17 protein-coding genes and 2 tRNA genes are annotated in these 18,749 nt (G+C 63.8%); 10 read left to right on the forward strand and 9 right to left on the reverse strand.

Annotation, left to right across the window (positions count from 1 at the left end):
- Nucleotides 1-16: 16 nt before the first annotated feature.
- The 4 genes from C4901_RS05510 to C4901_RS05525 form a co-directional block, all read right to left on the reverse strand.
- Nucleotides 17-1,375, reverse strand: coding sequence for a N,N-dimethylformamidase beta subunit family domain-containing protein (locus tag C4901_RS05510; protein WP_110136489.1), 1,359 nt, complete (start codon nt 1,373-1,375; stop codon nt 17-19).
- Between the two features lie 7 nt (nt 1,376-1,382).
- Entirely contained in the window at nt 1,383-3,053 is a 1,671-nt protein-coding gene (locus C4901_RS05515; RefSeq protein ID WP_110136490.1) for a carbamoyltransferase C-terminal domain-containing protein, read from the reverse strand.
- A gap of 732 nt (nt 3,054-3,785) precedes the next feature.
- Nucleotides 3,786-4,178, reverse strand: a complete 393-nt coding sequence (locus C4901_RS05520; protein ID WP_110136491.1) for a hypothetical protein — start codon at nt 4,176-4,178, stop codon at nt 3,786-3,788.
- A complete protein-coding gene (locus C4901_RS05525) occupies nt 4,175-4,834 on the reverse strand; it encodes a hypothetical protein (RefSeq protein WP_110136492.1) in 660 nt (219 codons plus the stop codon). Before C4901_RS05525 ends, C4901_RS05520 begins: the two co-directional genes overlap by 4 nt.
- 781 nt (nt 4,835-5,615) lie before the next feature.
- Between C4901_RS05525 and C4901_RS05530 the strand changes: the two genes are divergently transcribed.
- Nucleotides 5,616-7,142 (forward strand): right-handed parallel beta-helix repeat-containing protein, encoded by a 1,527-nt coding sequence (locus tag C4901_RS05530; RefSeq protein WP_168185562.1) that lies wholly within the window; start codon nt 5,616-5,618, stop codon nt 7,140-7,142.
- Nucleotides 7,143-7,276: 134 nt separating this feature from the next.
- Here C4901_RS05530 and C4901_RS19175 read toward each other — a convergent pair whose 3' ends face one another.
- The gene (locus tag C4901_RS19175) at nt 7,277-7,438 is read right to left on the reverse strand and encodes a hypothetical protein (protein ID WP_370445955.1); all 162 of its coding nucleotides are present in this window, start codon (nt 7,436-7,438) and stop codon (nt 7,277-7,279) included.
- Nucleotides 7,439-7,794: 356 nt separating this feature from the next.
- Here C4901_RS19175 and C4901_RS19180 point away from each other — a divergent pair, with 356 nt between their 5' ends.
- On the forward strand, nt 7,795-8,073 hold the full coding sequence (locus C4901_RS19180; protein ID WP_370445966.1) for a BrnT family toxin: 279 nt from the start codon (nt 7,795-7,797) through the stop codon (nt 8,071-8,073).
- On the forward strand, nt 8,057-8,338 hold the full coding sequence (locus C4901_RS19185) for a BrnA antitoxin family protein (protein WP_110136495.1): 282 nt from the start codon (nt 8,057-8,059) through the stop codon (nt 8,336-8,338). The genes C4901_RS19180 and C4901_RS19185 overlap by 17 nt, the downstream gene beginning before the upstream one ends.
- Nucleotides 8,339-9,009: 671 nt before the next feature.
- Here the strand turns inward: C4901_RS19185 and C4901_RS05550 are convergent.
- Nucleotides 9,010-9,085: transfer RNA gene (locus C4901_RS05550), tRNA-Asn, on the reverse strand.
- Nucleotides 9,086-9,143: 58 nt separating this feature from the next.
- Nucleotides 9,144-10,355 carry a pyridoxal phosphate-dependent aminotransferase gene (locus C4901_RS05555; protein ID WP_110138536.1) on the reverse strand — a complete coding sequence of 404 codons (1,212 nt, stop codon included), beginning with the start codon at nt 10,353-10,355 and terminating at the stop codon, nt 9,144-9,146.
- 59 nt (nt 10,356-10,414) lie between these two features.
- Between C4901_RS05555 and uvrB the strand changes: the two genes are divergently transcribed.
- Entirely contained in the window at nt 10,415-12,448 is a 2,034-nt protein-coding gene (gene uvrB / locus C4901_RS05560; protein ID WP_110136496.1) for an excinuclease ABC subunit UvrB, read from the forward strand.
- Between the two features lie 26 nt (nt 12,449-12,474).
- On the opposite strand, the gene C4901_RS05565 is transcribed toward uvrB, so the two are convergent.
- Nucleotides 12,475-13,146 carry an ISAs1 family transposase gene (locus C4901_RS05565; protein ID WP_110136043.1) on the reverse strand — a complete coding sequence of 224 codons (672 nt, stop codon included), beginning with the start codon at nt 13,144-13,146 and terminating at the stop codon, nt 12,475-12,477.
- A gap of 38 nt (nt 13,147-13,184) precedes the next feature.
- Nucleotides 13,185-14,294, reverse strand: a complete 1,110-nt coding sequence (locus C4901_RS17915; protein WP_205736087.1) for a Druantia anti-phage system protein DruA — start codon at nt 14,292-14,294, stop codon at nt 13,185-13,187.
- Between the two features lie 153 nt (nt 14,295-14,447).
- Between C4901_RS17915 and C4901_RS05575 the strand changes: the two genes are divergently transcribed.
- The 6 genes from C4901_RS05575 to pheS all read left to right on the forward strand — a co-directional run bounded on the left by C4901_RS05575 (nt 14,448) and on the right by pheS (nt 18,749).
- A tRNA-Val gene (locus C4901_RS05575) sits at nt 14,448-14,522 on the forward strand.
- A 55-nt stretch (nt 14,523-14,577) separates the two neighbouring features.
- Entirely contained in the window at nt 14,578-16,497 is a 1,920-nt protein-coding gene (gene thrS / locus C4901_RS05580) for a threonine--tRNA ligase (RefSeq protein WP_110136497.1), read from the forward strand.
- Nucleotides 16,498-16,500: 3 nt separating this feature from the next.
- On the forward strand, nt 16,501-17,016 hold the full coding sequence (gene infC / locus C4901_RS05585; RefSeq protein ID WP_083995614.1) for a translation initiation factor IF-3: 516 nt from the start codon (nt 16,501-16,503) through the stop codon (nt 17,014-17,016).
- 110 nt (nt 17,017-17,126) lie between these two features.
- Nucleotides 17,127-17,321, forward strand: a complete 195-nt coding sequence (gene rpmI / locus C4901_RS05590) for a 50S ribosomal protein L35 (protein ID WP_065968881.1) — start codon at nt 17,127-17,129, stop codon at nt 17,319-17,321.
- 12 nt (nt 17,322-17,333) lie between these two features.
- Complete coding sequence (gene rplT, locus C4901_RS05595; RefSeq protein ID WP_065968882.1) at nt 17,334-17,696, forward strand: 50S ribosomal protein L20; 363 nt, start codon at nt 17,334-17,336, stop codon at nt 17,694-17,696.
- A gap of 18 nt (nt 17,697-17,714) precedes the next feature.
- Nucleotides 17,715-18,749 carry a phenylalanine--tRNA ligase subunit alpha gene (gene pheS / locus C4901_RS05600; protein WP_110136498.1) on the forward strand — a complete coding sequence of 345 codons (1,035 nt, stop codon included), beginning with the start codon at nt 17,715-17,717 and terminating at the stop codon, nt 18,747-18,749.

Here is an 18,749-nt window from a genome sequence, read left to right on the forward strand (position 1 = left end):
GGTGGCGTGGACGGGCCTAACGGTGCGGGGCCTGGAGCCGGTTTAGGACGTTGCGCGTGATGCGATCGACGACCGGATGGCCGCTGGCAAGGACCTGCGCCCAGTCGGTACTGCCGGCGGAAAATACCGTGCCGCCGCGCTCATAGACACCCATGACCGCGGCATGGAGCCCGTGACGCGCGGGGTCGTGTTCGCGCGGCGGGAGTTCCTGCCAGCGGCCATCGAGAGGGGCGACGGCCAATAGCCGCAGGGTCGCGGGTGTGCCGCCGCTTTCGGCCTCGGCGGCAAGGCGTGCGCGTCCCGTGTACGCATCGAAATCCGCAAGCGGCGCGCCGTCGCATTCGTAACCGACGAGCGGGGGCGTGGTGTCGTGACCGAAGGCCGAGCCGGGCTTGAGGCCGGTCCCGGCAAATGCCCAATGGTCCGCGTCCTGGACACGGTAACCCGACGTCGCCCGCGGCCCATCCCACCAGCCGCCCCCGTGACGGTAGCTCACGCCCGTGAGGCGGTCTTCGGGGCGCCCGGCACCGCTTGACGGCCACCAATGGTCGAGTGCGCCGCACGGGCCTCCCTGATGGCAGACGAAGGCGCGCCGCCGATCGACCATGTGGATGCGCCACCAGCATATGTTGGCCCCGAAGAAGGCGACATGGCCGCCTGTCGCGACAAATGTCTCTACGGCGTCGCGCGTCCCTTCGGTCCAGTATTCGTCATGGCCGACGCACAGCATGAGCCGATAGCGCGCACCAGAGACGGCTCCCGTGTCCAGGTCGCCATCGGTGCAGAATTCGGGATGGTAGCCGTTGCCATGGAGCCAGCGTATGAACGGCGCGTCCCAGTGGGCAAAGGTCTGGCGCGGTGAGGTCGGATCGTAGTGGTCGGGCGCGCCCCATGTCTCCCCGCCGATCCCGCCTCCGGGGCGCTGCAGGCTCACTTTGCTGCCGGGCGGGTCCGGGGAACGCGGGGGATTATGATAGAGGCAGCCCCCGCCGGAGCTGTTGTAGGCGTGATAGGTGGCGAGCGGCAGCTTATAGAGCAGCGGGTCTTGGCCGCGGCCGCGGACCACGAACAATGCCGCGGGTTTGGCGAAGTCCATGGGCACCTCGGGCGCTGCCTGTTCGTGGAGGCGGGCCAGGTAGACGCCGCTCGGCCAGTCCTTGGCGGTGGCGACCCGATAGACCGGCCATTGCCAGTCTTCATCGGCGCCGCGTGCGCACGCGGCCTGGCCGCGGAGCCAGCCGCTTTCCCATACCGGCGCAAAGTCGGTATGCCAGCGATAGATCCGGATACGAAAGCGCGGCGCGTCGGTGGCGACATGGAGTACGAGCGTCTCTCCGGCCGCGAGGCTTGCCTGGTCGGGGTAGCCCTGGATCATGGCACCCTCAAAATATCGTCTCCGGCTCGGCGCGCTTGGTGAGGAGATAAGGCGGCATGGCGAGTGCGTGCAGGGGTGTGTGGCGGAAGGTGGCGAGGGCCTCGTCGACGGTCTCCACGATCGGCTCCTCCTTGCGATTGAATGAGGTATTGAGCAGCACCGGGACCCCCGTGCGTCGCGCGAAGTCCGCGAGGATGCGCCGTAACAAGGGATCATCGCTGTCAGCCACCGTTTGCAGGCGGGCGGTATTGTCGATATGGGTCACGGCCGGTATGACGGTCGTTGCCTCGGGGCGCACGCCGGCGGCGAATTGCATGAACGGTGACGGACCCTTGATCTCGAAGAATCGTTCGGCCTCCTCCAGGAGGACGATGGGCGCGAGCGGGCGAAACCATTCGCGCTGTTTTACGCGCGCGTTGATCCAATCGCGCACGCGCACGTCGCGTGGATCCCCCAGGATACTGCGATGACCGAGGGCACGCGGGCCGAATTCGCTGCGCCCCTGGTAGAGCCCCACGACGCGCGAGTGCGCGAGCAGATCGGCAATGCGCGCGGACAGGTCGTCGGGGCGCTCGATCACGAGATCGCAGGCGGTGTGCAGCGCATCGTCGATCGCCCCGGGTGCGCGCGCGGGCCCGAGAAAGTCGGTATTCCAGCGGTATCGGCAGGGGGCCTTCAAGATCTCGGTGAGGCCGTAGATCGCGCATCCCAGGGCTGTGCCGGCGTCGCTCGGTGCGGGCGGGATGAACACCCGCCGAAACGGCGATTCGCGCCACAGCCGGTCATTGGCCGAGCAATTCAGGGCCGTGCCCCCGGCAAAGCATAAATCTTCGGCGCCGGTCTTTACCGCCAGCCAGCGCGCGAGGGCCAGGACACCCTCTTCGAAGGCGTGCTGGCCGGCGGCAGCGAGATCGGCGCTGACGCGCAGCCGGACCTTGTCCCCATCGACGTAGCGGAATCGCTGGTGGTCGGCCATGATGTCGAGCCAGGAATCGGGGATACGGACCACGCCATGGGCGACGTCAAGCGCCGGCAGCCCCAGGGCGCGGTGATCGCCATAGGGAGCAAGGCCCATGACCTTGCCTTCATGGCCCTCGCCCGGAAAGATCGCCTGGGTAAGCAGGAAGTAGAACATCCCGAGCCCCACCGGCCTTTGGCGATCGCCCTCCCAGCATTGCTTTGCCAGGCACCGCAGCCCCTCGCGGTCGGCCTCATAGAAGGATGAGACCTCGCGCCAATCTCCCGGGACGGTGTCCCGTCCCGGCCAATCCTCGATACAATCCGCAGCCGGGCTCCCTTGGCCGTCTACGATCATGATCGCGGCGCGGCGAAACGGCGACGGGGGGAAGACGCTGTAGAGGTGTGCGAGGTGGTGGGACAGGCGCGCGCGCCGGGCATGAGGCGCAAAGGATATGTTCTCCTCGATCTCCCGCTCGTATTCGCCGATATGCCGTTTCTCGGCATCCGACGAGAAGCATTCCACGAGCACGTCCACCGGACGGCCCAAATCGCGCAGGAGCGGGGCGTAGAGACGGGATACGTCGCCGCGCTTCCCCCAGTGGTGCTTCTCGCGCGTCAGGCGTTCCTTTTGGATCGCGCACACGACTTCCTGACCACGCATGATGCAGAGGCTTGCGTCTTGCGTGCGATTGATGCCCACGATGATCGCGTCGTCCATGCGCTAGCTCCTCCGTTTGTCGATGGGCGGACCGATCGGCCGGATAGGTCTCTCGGGCGACCGCGCCCATCGGGGCCCCGCGAATCGTTCACAGATCTCCGGCCGGCCAGGGCCGGCATCATGGCGTGGCGCTGCGCGGATGGCAGAGCTGCGCCGCTCAGGATCGGGGATGTCGCCACCCCACCCGCGTTCGGCGGGCGGCATCGCCGGGAGTCGCCAGCGCAGGTAGTGGTGGGCGTTTTGCTAACAAATCCGCGCACGGTTACGCCCCTTCATCGGGTCAAAGGCCGGCCCCGCTTCGTGCCCCGCGCGATATGGCACGTAGGCCGGGATAAACGCGTCGCCGATGCGCAACGGGCGCGTCAGCAAAGACGTGACAGTACCCGGACGGATGTGGAGAACTCGGGGTGATCGATTGTGATCCTTGGGCCTGCGATGCATGGAAAATCTCCCGGTGCTTTGAAGAGGGCCCGCGTAGCATAGCCGCTCGCGCACGCCCCGATAGCGACCGAACGGCGGATGAAGCGATCCCCGAGTCCATGCCGAACAGGACCAAGCCCGTGGAAATACCAGGAATAATATGGACACGAACCGCCGTGACGATGCGAGATTGACGTGGACCACAAGCGCATTCCGGCGTCCGCCCAATAGCGGCCCTATCGATGGCGCGATGGGCACAGACAGCATTGCCGGATTTAAGGGCGGCGCTTGGCGCACCATGGGGCGCGACGTCTAGGAAATGTCTCCGCCGCCGGCCTCGTCTTGACGTTTCGCTTCGGCGCGCGCGATCCAGGCCGTGAGTTTACGAATCCAGAAGGTCGGGAAGGTTGCGATGACGGTAATGATGGTGACTGCGATCAAATACGCGATAAGCATGATGGCGACCCGTCGTATGCGCGGCCAAAAAGCGCTAGCCGCGAGCGATTCATTATCGCCCATATGCAATCGTGATGCCAGCGACAACGACTGCGGCGGCAGCCGCGCGCGCCGATGTCCGGGTACGGTTATGCGCAGCCGGCCCCAGGGCGGCGGACGGTGCGGGATGGTGCGGGCCTCGCCACATAACCCCGATCTCCCCGACCCAGCCGTGGCGCTCCGGGCGGCCATGGTGAGGCGGATGTTCATCTCATGGATCCCGCCGTGCCCTGGATCGCGGATCCCGGAGGGGGCCGCCAGGCGGACTGGGCGCGGCGCGTGCCCTTGTCCGTCCGGGTCTCGGCGCTGGCGCCCCGAAAAGTCGTTGTCGCAGACAGACCCGATGATAAGCGCAGTGTCTGGGTGGCGGCCCTAAGGCCCGTTGTCACCAGGAACCAGGTCTTGAAGACCTCGCCGGTCGCGCGGTCGACGATCTGCGGCCCTTGCCCGAAGTCGACCTGGGCGACCTCGGCGACCGCGAAATCCAGGATCACCGTGGCCGGAGGATCAAAGTCGACGGCCCGATCGAGCAGACGGCAGATGGTGTGCACACTGCCGGTGAACCGACACTTGCGTGCCAGCGCCTGCTGGATGGCCTTCGCGGTGATCCCCTGACCGTGCCAGGCGAGGATCTGCTCCCGGAAGGGGGCGGCACTCGACACCGACCGGTTCGTGGGCGCCGGAGCCAACACCTGCGCCCATTCCCGGTCCTCGGGCAGGGGAGTCTTGGGCTCAAGCCAGCCCCGCTCAAGGGCTTGTCGTCGCACCCGCGCCACGGTCTTGCGACCCACCCACTGGGCGCGCGTCCCATCGCGATCGGACTCGCCCCATCGCAGGCGTTGAATCACTTGCCGGATCTCATACATCTCGAACCTCAGTGGCTCATCGCGTCTCCTCTCGATAAAAAACCTCGAGAGGGTAACGCACCAAGGGGTCCGAAACGGGAACCGGTGACTGGACGTGGCCTCTATTAGGGCGCGAATCGACTGGCGCCATGAGGGAGGCCGCGAACGACATAGCCCCATGGGGCGTGCATCAAAACGCCCTCACGAAGGGCCCTTTACGCGCCCCATAGGGCCTTCCCCCCGAGTCCTCCTGGCGATGCCTGGATCGCGCACCATTAAAGACGGCGGTCACGCCGCCATTCAAGCCCGCGTTCGGCACAAGAATCGTGATTTCCCCCAAAGCGGCAGCGGCACGGAGGCCCTGTGGGACCCGCACGCCCGAAACAAGGCGTGAGGCCTGGGATACTAAGGAAAGCCGCAAGCGCAGGGTGAGTATATCGATCGAGGGCGCGCATGGCGCCCTATTATCCGCAGCAAGGCGATGAACGGCTGGGGTGCTCGGCGTACCGGTCACACCGCCCCGATCTCCAACAGGACCGAAGCCCGATCGGCGCGCGCCAACGCACACCCATTACCGAAATCCCACAGATAAGCCCGCTTTATGCCGTTCGTCCTGCTAAACATATCATAATCTTCCATTTATCCCGATGGGTTGTGTCCTCATCAGAAACAGCTTCCCCGAAACGGCGACACCCACGCACCATGCGCACGCCATGCAAGATGCGCATGCCCTCACGGCATCGCATCGCCTGTAACGACACTCACCGCCCTGCATGGCGGCGTATCGAAGGAGCGCGTAAACGTGACAGAGCCGACAAGTCGTGTGTATTTCCTGAAAAAATTAGCACTGCCGATTGCCATCGCAGCCTCCCTGTCCGCATGTGTCAGCGGTGGCGCTGGCGCCGGTGCCGGGACGTCGGCGAGTCCTGGGCCCCAGTCTTCCGGCAATGGTGCGCCGACCAGCACCAGCGCCAATAGCAACACCGGCGCCGCAACACCCATCACCGGCAGCACCATCCCCATGAGCCAAGCCTTGAATACCCCGGGCGCCGGCACGGGCCAGACCATCTATGTGTCGACCACGGGCTCCAACAGCAATAACGGCCTGTCGCCGCAGACCCCTTTGCAGACGATCCAGCAAGCCGTCGACAGCGTCCGTCCGGGTGGCACGATAGAGATCATGGGTGGCACGTACGCCGGGGGTATCACCATAAGCAATCCCGGAACGGCAAGCGCATGGATCACCATGGAGCCTTACCAAAATCAGCAGGTGGTGATCGACGGCGGGTCGGCCATGAATAATCTGTTCTTCACAAACTCGGGCAACGCTCCGAGCTATTGGGAGGTCAAGGGGTTTACCCTGCGGAGCGCCCTTCAGTACGGCGTGCAGATCGATACGCCGGATGTGAAGATCGTCGACAACAACATCTACTACACCAACTACTCGATCGTTAAGCTCGTTAGCACGGCGCATAACATCGTCATATGGGGCAACCAGCTCCACGACAACAACCACGCCTCCGCGCAGGCCTATGTGTCGAAGGCGGTGGACATGGTGGGCGCCGTCAATGTCCTGGTGGCCCATAACAACGTATACAACATATCCGACATCGGGCTCTACTGTAAGGGGAATTCGACGGATATCACGTTCGCCGACAACACCTTAAACAACATCGGAAGCCGCGGTATCATGCTCGGCCAATCCACGGGCGTGCAGTTCCTGCAGCCGGGCAAGACGTACGAGTCCTACAATAGCATCATCAAAAACAACGTCATCACAAACGATCAAAGTGCGTGCTTGTCCGAATCCTCGTCCTACGATGCGGAGATCTACAATAACTCGTGCTACAACGCGGCGATCGCTCACCACGGCGCGATTTTTATTTCCAACGAGTCGGCGCTCCACCAGGCCGGTACGAACGTCTATATACGCAACAATATCGTAGACGATTCCTCGTCCCTTCCGATGGTCGTCATAGCCCCGCATGCCATGACGAACTATGCGACCTTGCACATCAACCATAATATGTACTATGACCCGGCGGGCGTCACGTTTGAGTGGGATGACAAGAACATCTACAATATGCCGTTTAAGACCTGGCAACAGACGACTGGTCTCGAATTGAATACCATCGTGGCGAATCCCCAGTACGCGAATACCACGCCGGTGGGGGCGGTGATGCCGTCCATCACAGGAAATACGCTGCTGTCCTTGAGCCCGTCGAGCCCGGCTATAAACGCCGGTGTCGTGTTGCCCTCGGTGACGCACGACATCAATGGCGTGGCGCGGCCGTCCACGGGTTCCTACGACATGGGCGCCTATCAGTAAGAGCGATTGATCGCCGCATGCCCCAGCGACGGCTTGGGGCACAGCCTCGGTGCAACACCCCGTCGCTTCGAGGTGGGCCGCACTGAGCCACCATGGGGGTGCGCCATTGGGGAATGTGGTGGGCGGGTGAGCGTTCACGCAAGGCCTCGGGGCCGTGATGGTCCCGGGGCCATTTTTTTGGCGCGGAGGGCACGAACGGCAGATGGCGACACGGCGTTCTGTCCGGGCGTCTTGTCCGCCAGATACTGCATGATGGCATGTGATTCCCAGAGGACGAATCCGTCATCCACGAGCACCGATACGCGGTGGTTGGGGTTCAGTTTTAGATGGAAACCAGGCTTCGCGCTGTTGCCCTTTGCGCAGATCCAGGGTCACAAGCTCGCAGGGCACGTCGAGGGACAGCACCGTCGTGGCGGCGCGCCGCGCATTGTCGGAATAAGGGTGGGTGTACATCATAGGGCTTGTCCTCGCTGTCATGGGCTCGATGCGCGCACGACATGACTATCGGCGCTCCCTGGAGCGCGTCACCGACCCCGACTGCGCGCCGGGCCTGCGTGCCGGACGCGACCACTTGCCGGACGTGGTCCCTGAAGCGCTCGCGACCCAGGCTCGTGGCGGGCGCGGTTTGCGCTCGCCACTTATTGTGCATACAATAAGTCCCGCGGAGATCACATTTGATCCGGCTAAGGATGTTACCAATACCGCCAAGCACGGTGTGTCCTTGGCGCTGGCATCGGAACTGGAATGGGCTGATCTCATGGCCCAGGCTGACACGCGCCGCGATTACGGCGAAGACCGCATGATCGGTTATACCCCTATCGGCGAGCGGGTGTTTTGCGTGGTCTTCATGGATCGCGACGATCAGCGTCGCATCATCAGCCTAAGAAAGGCCAATGCCAGAGAGGTTAAGCGCTATGCGAGTCAAATCTAAATCTGGACGGGTGTTTAAACTCCCCACGCCCGAGGAAGAGTCCGCCATCCAAGCGGGGGTGGCCGAGGACCCCGATACCTATGAGCTGACGGATACCGAGTTCCGGCAACTGAAGAGAATAGGGCGGCCCCCGGCGGCTACAACCAAAGAACGTGTGACCATGCGGCTCTCCAGGGACGTGGCGGCGAGATTCCGTGCCGCCGGACCTGGATGGCAAACGCGTATAGACGCTGCTCTCAAGGAATGGCTTGAAACGCACCATTAAACTGATATATCGACGCCCCCTACATGCAAGCACGTATGGGCTTTCGGAATCAGGATCGGACTGCGTAAAACCATCCGGTCCCTGATGCGTCCGTCGACACAAGCCCTGAGGACATTCGCTCGCAGGCGCATCGTAAGTTGCTCGGTGTGGTATCCACCGTTCAGTCTATCAGGTTCGTCCCGCGGCGGTCTGACCCGCTTCCATCAGCTTCTACGTTCCAGCAATCCTCGTGGGCAACATCTCCACTGCAACAACCCAATCCGCAAACACGATTCAGGGTCAGCCTATCTCAGGCCCTAGCCCCGGCTGCGCTTGCGGTGCGATATTCGGTCCCCCGGGCCAGCATCGCCTAGGCGATGCTGGCATGCTTGGGCGGCAAGCGCCACGGCCGCGACGTTCATATGCCGGCGCTCCTTCAGTTAGCGCGCCCAGAGGCTCTTCGCATCGGTAGCGTGAACACGCCCAGCCCCCGACTTCCCTTTTGCTATCGAAGGTCCGAGTTTGTTGGGGATACCCTGGCGCCGCACGAGCGCTTGCCAGACGCGCTTACCACCCGGTCCCTGACGTTGCACGAACGCCGGCACTCGACAGCTTTTTCGCTATGGTTGTCCCAGGGTTGTCGCAAAATGGTGGGGTGTTTGGCTGGGACTTCCGCTAAGTCCTTGATTGATTGGCTCCCCGGGAAGGACTTGAACCTCCGACCCGGTGATTAACAGTCACCTGCTCTACCGACTGAGCTACCGGGGAACGCAAGGCCCGCTATGCTACGAAGCCCGGGTCCTGGCGTCAAGGACCAGGACCATATTTATGGTCGCTCGCCGTGCGCCCAGGCCCTTTGTTGGGGTGCCAGGAACCCGCGCAGGCGATCGACTGCCTCTCTTAAGGTCTGATCGCTTGTCGCATAGGAGAAGCGCATATGGCCCGGGGACCCGAATGCCGAGCCCGGGACCGCAGCGATGCCGGTCTTTTCGAGGAGCGCCTCGGCGAAGGTCTGATCATCTGGGAGGCCTAGGGTCGTCAAGGCCCCGCTGACCTCAGGAAAGAGATAGAAGGTGCCGTCGGCGCGCCGGCATTGAAAGCCCGGCAGTGCCGTAAGTTGCGCATGCAGCCAGTCATGGCGGGCCTTGAATGCCTCGCGCATGGGGGTCACAAGGGCGGTCCCGCTGCGTAACGCCGCCTCCGCCGCCACCTGCGAGATGGACGTCGGGTTCGAGGTGCTCTGCGACTGGACCTTGGCCATGGCCTTGATGAGGTCGACGGGGCCGCCAGCATAGCCGATGCGCCAGCCGGTCATTGCATAGGCCTTGGACACCCCGTTTAGGACGATGGTGCGGTCCAGGAGGTCGGGACACACGTTGGCGATATTGGCAAACGGCTCGGGCCCCCAGGCGATGTGCTCGTACATGTCGTCGCTTGCGATCAGCACATGCGGGTAGCGGCGCAGCACCTCGCCCAGGGCGGCGAGCTCCGCGCGCGTATAGACCGCGCCGGTCGGGTTCGAGGGGCTGTTCAACACGAAGAGCTTGGTCTTATAGGCCAACGCGGCATCCAGGGCCTCGGGGGTGATCTTGAAGCCCTGCTGGAGCGTGGTCGGGATGATGACGGGCGTGGCATCGGCCATCAGGACGATGTCCGCGTACGAGACCCAGTAGGGGGCGGGGATGACGACCTCGTCCCCAGTGTCAAGCAGCGCCTGGGCGAGATTGTAGAAACTTTGCTTGCCGCCCACCGACACCAGGATCTGGGACGTGGTAAAATGCAGATTGTTTTCACGGGCGAACTTCTCGGCCACCGCCGCTTTCAGTTCCGGCATGCCGTCGACCGCGGTGTATTTGGTGAAGCCGGCGCGAATGGCGCGGATCGCCGCGTCCTTTATGAGGTCCGGGGTGTCGAAATCCGGTTCGCCGGCACCGAGGTCCAGGATATCCCGCCCCTCGGCCTTGAGGGCCTTGGCGCGAGCGGTGACGGCAAGCGTCGGCGAGGGCTTGATTCGGCCTACACGGGCCGATAGTGTCAGTTTGGGCAAGCGGGAACCTTTTCGGGCGTCTACTCGCGCGTATATTACCCTGGATATCGATGCAACCAAAGCGGCACGCAGAGCGTTTCGAGATTACCAGCCACTATGCCCCGGCCGGGGATCAGCCGGGGGCCATCAAGGCGCTGGTCGAGGGGCTGCGGGCGGGGCTCGCCTTCCAGACCCTGCTTGGGGTGACGGGTTCCGGGAAGACCTTTACCGTCGCCAGTGTCATTGCCGAGCTTCAGCGCCCGGCCCTGGTCCTGGCGCCCAACAAGACGCTCGCGGCCCAGCTGTACTCGGAGATGCGCGACTTCTTTCCCGACAATGCCGTCGAATATTTCGTCTCGTACTACGACTACTATCAGCCCGAGGCCTACGTCCCGGCCTCCGACACCTTTATCGAAAAGGACGCCGCGATCAACGAACATATCGAGCAGATGCGGCTGTCGGCCACCAAGGCGCTCCTGGAGCGGCCGGATGCGATCATCGTCGGTACGGTGTCGGCGATCTATGGCTTGGGGGACCCCGGCGCCTATCACGCCATGATCCTGCACCTGAAGAAGGGCGCGATCTTTGATCAGCGCGCGATCCTAAAGCGCCTGTCGGAGATGCAATACACGCGCAACGACATGGATCTCAAACGCGGCACCTTCCGGGTCCATGGTGACGTCATCGACATCTTCCCCGCCGAGTCCGAGAAGCTCGCGATCCGTGTCGGTCTGTTCGATGAGACGATCGAAGATCTCATGGAATTCGATCCGCTTACCGGTGATATCGTAAGCCGGCTGGGGCGCGCGACTGTCTATCCCAAGTCTCATTACGTCACCCCCCGGGATACGGTTTCGGGGGCCGTCGATCTGATCCGCGAGGAGCTGCGCGAGCGGCTCGAGGAGTTGAATGCCGCCAGCAAGCTCGTCGAGGCCCAACGGCTGGCCGAGCGCACGCGCTTCGATCTCGAGATGATGAAGGAGCTCGGCTATTGCTCGGGGATCGAGAACTACTCCCGCTACCTGTCCGGGCGCAAGGCCGGGCAACCACCCCCGACCCTCATCGATTATCTTCCCAAGAATGCGTTGCTCATCGTAGACGAGAGCCACGTGACCATGCCGCAGCTCGGCGGCATGTACCGCGGCGACCGTTCGCGCAAGGAGACGCTTGTCGAGTACGGCTTTCGTCTGCCGTCGGCACTCGACAACAGACCTCTTAAGCTCGAGGAGTTCGAGGCCTTGATGCCGCAGACGATCTTCGTCTCGGCCACCCCTGGACCTTATGAGGCGGCGCGCTCGTCGACCGTGGTCGAGCAGGTGGTGCGCCCGACCGGGCTTGTTGATCCCGAGGTCGAGGTGCGTCCGGTCGGTCGCCAGGTCGATGATCTTCTGGCCGAGGTGCGGCTGCGCGCCGCGCGGGATGAGCGCGTGCTCGTGACCACCCTGACAAAGCGCATGGCCGAGGATCTCACCGAATACTTTCACGAACACGGCGTGCGCGTGCGCTATCTGCATTCGGATATCGACACCGTCGAGCGTGTCGAGATCATCCGTGACCTGCGTGCCGGGGCCTTCGATGTCCTGGTCGGCATCAATCTGCTGCGCGAGGGGCTCGATATCCCGGAGGTGTCGCTGGTGGCGATCCTGGATGCCGACAAGGAGGGCTTCCTGCGCTCCACGCGATCCTTGATCCAGACCATAGGACGGGCGGCGCGCCATCTGCACGGGCGCGCGATCCTTTATGCCGACACCATCACCGATTCCATGCGCGCGGCGATCGACGAGACGGATCGCCGGCGCGTAAAGCAGCTGCGTTTCAATCAGGATCACGGCATCACCCCCCAGGGGGTGGTGAAGGCGGTGAAGGAGTTGATCGACGGGGTGCCGGGGCGGGTGGCGCCCGGGGCGGCGCGCGGCAATACCGAGCCGGCCGAGGCCCTGTCACCAGAGGCCTTGGGCAAGCTTTTGAAAAAGCTCGAAAAGGATATGTACCGCCATGCCCAAAGCCTGGAGTTCGAGCAGGCCGGGAAGTTGCGCGACCGCATCCAGGCCCTGCGCCGCAGCGCCCTGAAACCGGGCTCCGCGGAGCGCTTGATCGATGCGTGAGGGGGCGGCGCACGGCAAATTTGTTCTCAAGCCATGACCGTGGCACGGGAATTGGAGGTCAGCCGCAGATAATCCATGACCGTGCGTGAGCGCCTGCCGAGTCGGCGCATCATTGCGGCGATGGATTGCCCCGGTTTTTGGAAGGACTTGAGCACGCCCAGCGCGAAACGGCGCAGGCGGGTGATATTCTCCGGGCCGCGGCCGGTGCGGATGCGGCTGCGGTCCTCGTCGTAATTCCAGTCGAGCTTGTGATGCTTGGCTTCGATGGTCCAGTGCCCGCGATTGAGCTTGAGCAGACGTTCAGGGCAGGCGTTGTGCGAAGGACGGCTGGTGATCCCGAGCACGACCTCGCTGCTGTGCTTGCCGGTCGTCTTCTCGACACTTTCGCGCTCGATGAGGAAGCATTGGCCGACATGCGGGAAGTCGAGGTAATCGTTGAGCGCGTCCGTGCACCAGATGCGGCGGGTTTCGATGCGACCGTGGGCCAGGGTCGGCGTTTGGGTGTAGTCGGGTGCCCCGCGCTCCTTGAAATACAGCGCGATGGCGGCCTGAAGCGCCGGCTGGTTGCCCTTGACCGTGAAGTGGTAGTGTGCTCCTTGCCGGACGATGTGTTCAGCCAATGCGCGTTGCGTCAGCAGCGCATCGGCGGTGATGTCCCGGCCGGCGAGTTCGCATCCCGCAAGCAGCGGGATGGCCATGCCGATTTCGTTGGTCTGCTTGTGTTCGTCGGCCCCGGCTACAGGCAGGGTACCGACTTTTTTTGGGCGTAGCAGTGTTCGGACTCGTGTCCGACGACGCTCATGATGTGTGCCTGCCGGCCCTCGTCGTCAATGGCGCCCTTCATCGTCTTGCCGTCGATGGCCAGCGCCTCGTCGATGAGGCCCCAGGCCTTTTGCCACGATGCGAGCGCGGCGTCCAGGGCGCCCGCATCGATCCGGACGAGGCAGTCCCGGATGACGAATTCGCTGGGTACCTCGTAATGATGGTCCTTCCCGTTCATGCGCCTGCGCCGACAGCCGAAGCGCGCCCGGGCGGCCTGCCCCAGATCGGCGGCCCATTCGGCCATCGCCTTGTAGCCACGCAAGCCGCAGAGCGTCGCGCCAGCGGCCAGTGCCAGCACCACCGGCAGGCGGTGCCGACGCCCTTGGGCTCGGCGCGGATCGGGAATGGCGGCAAAACACAGGGGAAGGGAGCGCATTTGGTGGGCGTTGAGTTGCATCTTCGGGGTCCCGGTGAGGCCCAGCCGGTCGCGGTCGGGATGGATGAGCAAGGCGGTGGCGCGGCGGTGCAGCGGGCGCACGAACACCCACTTCGGCGCCTCGGCCTCGTCGCTGTAGCCTGTGCGCGTTCGCCGATAGCCGCGCGTCTTACCCAGTGCCAGCCAGTTGGCGGCTCGGTAGACGCCGCCATGAAAGCGGCGGGGATCGACGAAGGTTTCCAGCAGCAGCAACGAATGGCCGAAATGCCGTTGCCAGTCGGCGGCGACCCGCCGTTCAAGCAGGCCGAGCACACGCGAACCGACATTCGGGAAGCGGCCTTGCGGAAGGATCAGGAAGCGGCTGTTGTTGGCGATGAGCTTCAGGCGGTCATACTGGCTGCGGAAATCCCAGCCGATCCAGCGATCACGCACGCCGCACTTGAGTGCAGCCGCCGATAGCGTGAGCTGCGCCAGCCATTGCCCGCGCCACGTGGCGACATACCAAAGGGTCTCGCCGAGCTTCGGGAGATCGCCAAGGTAATGATGACGGGCCATCTGCTCCTGATAACGCGGCCCTTCGCCACGCGTGACGGGCCGGACCACCAGTTCTGAAAGGGCCTGGCCGTCGAAAATCGGGGGTGCTTCCATACGCCCATGATGCCGCAGCGCTGCAGGCTTGTCCAGTGACCGAGGTTAAGTTGTTCTATAGGGACGGGAATCTTCTGAGGACAAATTCGCCCTGGGGGGCGGCGGGCAACGGTTGTTCGCGCCCGCTTGACTATGGTAAGGTTCGCAACCCGAAGGCGCGTAGCTCAGTGGTAGAGCACTACCTTGACATGGTAGTGGTCGGTGGTTCGATCCCACTCGCGCCTACCAACTTTCCTATTGATACGTCGGCGTCAGGCCGGCAGACGAGAAGCCGCTAACGCCCATGCCTGTCATTACCCTCCCCGACGGAAGCGCGCGGACTTACGATGCGCCGGTGACCGTGGGCCAGGTGGCCTCGGACATCGGCAGCGGGCTTGCGCGCGCGGCCGTTGCCGGACGGATCGACGATCGGCTCGTCGATACCTCGTTTCTCATCCGCGACGATGCGCGGCTTGCGATCGTGACCGACAAGGACCCGGAAGGGCTCGAGGTCCTGCGGCATTCGACCGCGCACCTGCTGGCGCACGCCGTAAAGAGTCTGTATCCCGAGGCCCAGGTCACCATTGGACCTGTGATCAACGACGGGTTTTATTACGACTTCGCCTACGCGCCGGGTTTCGGTCCCGAGGACCTCGGGCGCATCGAGGACAAGATGCGCGAGCTGGCGCGCGCGGACATCCCGGTGGCGCGCGAGGTCGTGGACCGCGATCGGGCGATCACGTTCTTCGAGGGGATGGGCGAGGCCTACAAGGCCGAGATCATCCGCGACATCCCCGGCAGCGAATCGATCTCGCTCTACCGGCAGGGCGACTTCGTCGATCTGTGCCGTGGCCCGCACGTGCCATCCACAGGGAAGCTCAAGCATTTCAAGCTCATGAGCCTGGCTGGCGCCTACTGGCGCGGGGATTCGCGCAATCCCATGCTGCAGCGTGTGTACGGGACGGCGTTTGCCACCCGCGAGGCCCTGGATGAGCATCTCCGGCGTCTGGAGGAGGCCGAGCGCCGCGACCATCGCCGCATCGGCCGTGCCCTGGATCTCTTTCACATCCAGGAAGAGGCCCCGGGGATGATCTTCTGGCACGACCGGGGGCTGCGTGTCTATCAGGCCATCGAGCAGTATATCAGAGGCCTTTTGCGCACCCACGGCTATCAGGAGGTGCGCACCCCGCTCATCATGGACAAGAGCCTGTGGGAACGCTCCGGCCACTGGGACAAGTTCGCCGACGGCATGTTCACGACCTCGTCCGAGAAGCGCGAGTACGCGGTCAAGCCCATGAATTGCCCGGGACATGTGCAGATCTTCAATCAGGGCCTGAAGAGCTATCGCGATCTGCCGTTGCGGCTTGCCGAGTTCGGCTCCTGTCATCGCAACGAGCCGTCCGGGACCTTGCATGGGCTCCTGCGGCTGCGCAACTTCGTGCAGGACGACGCCCATATCTTTTGTGCCGAGGCCGACATCCAGCCGGAGGTGAGCGCGTTCATCGACCTTCTCTACCGGGTATATGCCGACTTTGGTTTTCGCGAGGTGCTGGTGAAGCTCTCGACCCGGCCGGAGCAGCGGGTCGGCGCCGATGAATTGTGGGACAAGGCCGAGGCGGCGTTGGAGCAGGCCTTGAGGGCCAAGGGTCTGGCCTTCGAACTGCAGCCCGGCGAGGGGGCCTTCTATGGCCCCAAGATCGAGTTTGCCCTGAAAGACAGCCTGGCGCGGGTATGGCAATGCGGGACCATTCAGGTCGATTTCGCCATGCCGCGACGCTTGGGGGCGAGCTTTGTGACCGCCGAAGGCCAAAAGGCGGTTCCGGTCATGTTGCACCGCGCCATCCTGGGCTCGCTCGAGCGGTTCATCGGGATCCTGATCGAGGAGCACGCCGGGGCGCTGCCCTTGTGGCTTTCCCCGGTGCAGGCGGTGGTGTTGCCTATCGCCGATCGTCATGCTGTGGTGGCGCAGCAGCGGGTTGACGCGTTGCGCGCGGCTGGCTGGCGCGCCGAGTCGGACTTGAGAAACGAAAAGATAGGCTTTAAAATCCGCGAGCATACCCTGCAAAAGGTCCCGTATTTGCTCGTCGTGGGCGACCGCGAGGCCGAGCAGGGGACGGTTTCGGTGAGAACCCGTGAAGGCGCGGACCTTGGCGGGATGACAGTGGGGACCCTGACCGCGCACGTCGGCGCGGGCTTGGTTGGTCCGGGACGTATGGAGGAGTAAATTATCGCTTCGGAACGTGAGACGCGGCTCAATGGGCAGATTACGGCCCCGCGTATAAGGTTGATTGGCGCTGATGGATCGCAGGTCGGCATCGTCACGAACGCAGACGCCCAGAGGGCAGCCGAGCAGGCCGGGCTGGATCTCGTGGAGATATCGCCGAATGTGTCGCCTCCGGTCTGCCGGATCATGGATTACGGCAAGTTCCAATATGAGGAAAGCAAGCGTCGCCACGTTGCCAAGAAGAAGCAAAAGCAGATTCAGATCAAGGAGGTGAAGTTCCGCCCCGGGACCGACGTGGGGGACTACGAGGTCAAGGTGCGTAACCTGATCCGCTTTCTTGAAAATGGCGATAAGGCCAAGATCACGCTGCGGTTTCGTGGACGTGAGATGGCCCATCAAGACCTCGGCATGGAGCTTTTGAAGCGCGTCGAGGGGGATTTGTCGCAGTATGGGACCGTCGAGCAGCGTCCGCGGCTCGAGGGTCGACAGATGGTGATGGTCGTCAATCCGAAGAAGTAGGCGGGGGCGATCAGGGCCGGTAGGCGGTAGCAGACCGACTCAAGCCGGGAAGAAGGCCGGAAGGCTGCTTGAGCGGGACGATGACAAGAGCGCACAGCGCAGAGGACGATATGCCGAAATTGAAAACGAACCGTGGGGCCGCGAAGCGCTTCAAGAAGGGCGCGGGGGGCTTCAAGTGCCGCCATTCCCATCTGCGCCACATCCTGACCACGAAGACCACGAAGCGTAAGCGCCATTTGCGCGCCGACCGTCTGGTTCATCCATCGGACGTGGCGGGGGTCACCCGCATGCTTCCCTACGCTTAAGGAGGGCTGCTCATGCCACGCGTCAAACGCGGAGTTACGGCCCGGGCCCGCCACAAGAAGGTCACGGCGCTCGCCAAGGGGTATCGGGGTGCGCGCAAGAATGTCTTTCGCGTCGCCAAGCAGGCGGTGGCCAAGGCCGGCCAATATGCCTATCGCGACCGGCGGGATCGCAAGCGTCAGTTCCGGGCGCTATGGATCGTGCGCATCAATGCCGCCGCCCGGGAATGCGGTTTGAGCTATAGCCGGCTCATGGATGGCCTGCGCAAGGCCTCGATCGTCATCGATCGCAAGGTGCTGGCCGACATCGCGGTCGCCGACAAGGCGGCGTTCGCAGCGCTCGCCGAGAAGGCCAAAGCGACGCTATCCGTCGCTTAAGGGGACCATCTCCGGGACATGGGCGAGCCGTTCGCAGAGAGGCTTGAGCGGCTCGCGCGTGAGGCCGACGGCGAGCTCGCCGCCACCTCCGATCTCGCGGAGCTGGAGGCATGGCGGGTACGGTTCCTCGGCAAGAGCGGCCGGCTCACCGAGGAACTAAAGCGCATCGGGACCCTGAACGTCGAGGAGCGCCCGCGCGCCGGGCAGCTCGTCAATCAGATCAAGGGACGCTTGGAGGGAGCGCAGGGCCGGAGGCGGGAGGCGCTGGCGGCGCGCGCGGAGGAGGCACAGCTGGCCGCCGAGGCGGTCGATGTCACCCTTCCCGGGCGCGGCCGATGGCTGGGTGGCTTGCATCCGCTCACACAGGCCCTGCGGCGCATCGAGGACATCTTCGCGGCGCTGGGCTTCGATTGGGCCTGGGGGCCCGAGATCGAAGACGAGTTCCATAATTTCGAGGCCCTCAACATCCCCGCCCATCATCCGGCGCGGGCCATGCACGATACCTTCTATCTCGCATCCGGCGGGCTGTTGCGCACGCACACCTCCACGGTACAGATCCGCTTCATGGAGCACCACGAGCCACCGTTTCGGATCATCGCCCCGGGACGCGTATATCGTGCCGATGCCCTGGACCCCACCCACAGCCCGGTATTTCACCAGGTCGAGGGCCTGGTGGTGGCCGAGGGCGTCCACATGGGACACTTGAAGGCGACCTTGAAGGAGTTTCTCGAGCGGTTTTTCGAGCGGCCGCTGACCATGCGCCTGCGGCCCTCCTATTTCCCGTTCACCGAACCGTCGGCGGAGGTGGATATCGGCTGCCTTTTATGTGGCGGCACGGGATGTCGGGTGTGCAAGGGGAGTGGCTATATCGAGGTCCTAGGCTGTGGGCTCGTGCACCCGGCGGTGCTGGCGCGCATCGGCGTCGATGCCGAACGCCATACCGGCTTTGCCTTCGGCATGGGGGTCGAGCGGTTACTGATGTTGAAAGACGGGGTGCCGGACGTCCGGCTCTTTTACGAGAATGATCTGCGTTTCCTAAGGAGCCTGCGGTAG

This window comes from Acidiferrobacter sp. SPIII_3, from assembly GCF_003184265.1.
Lineage (GTDB): Bacteria > Pseudomonadota > Gammaproteobacteria > Acidiferrobacterales > Acidiferrobacteraceae > Acidiferrobacter.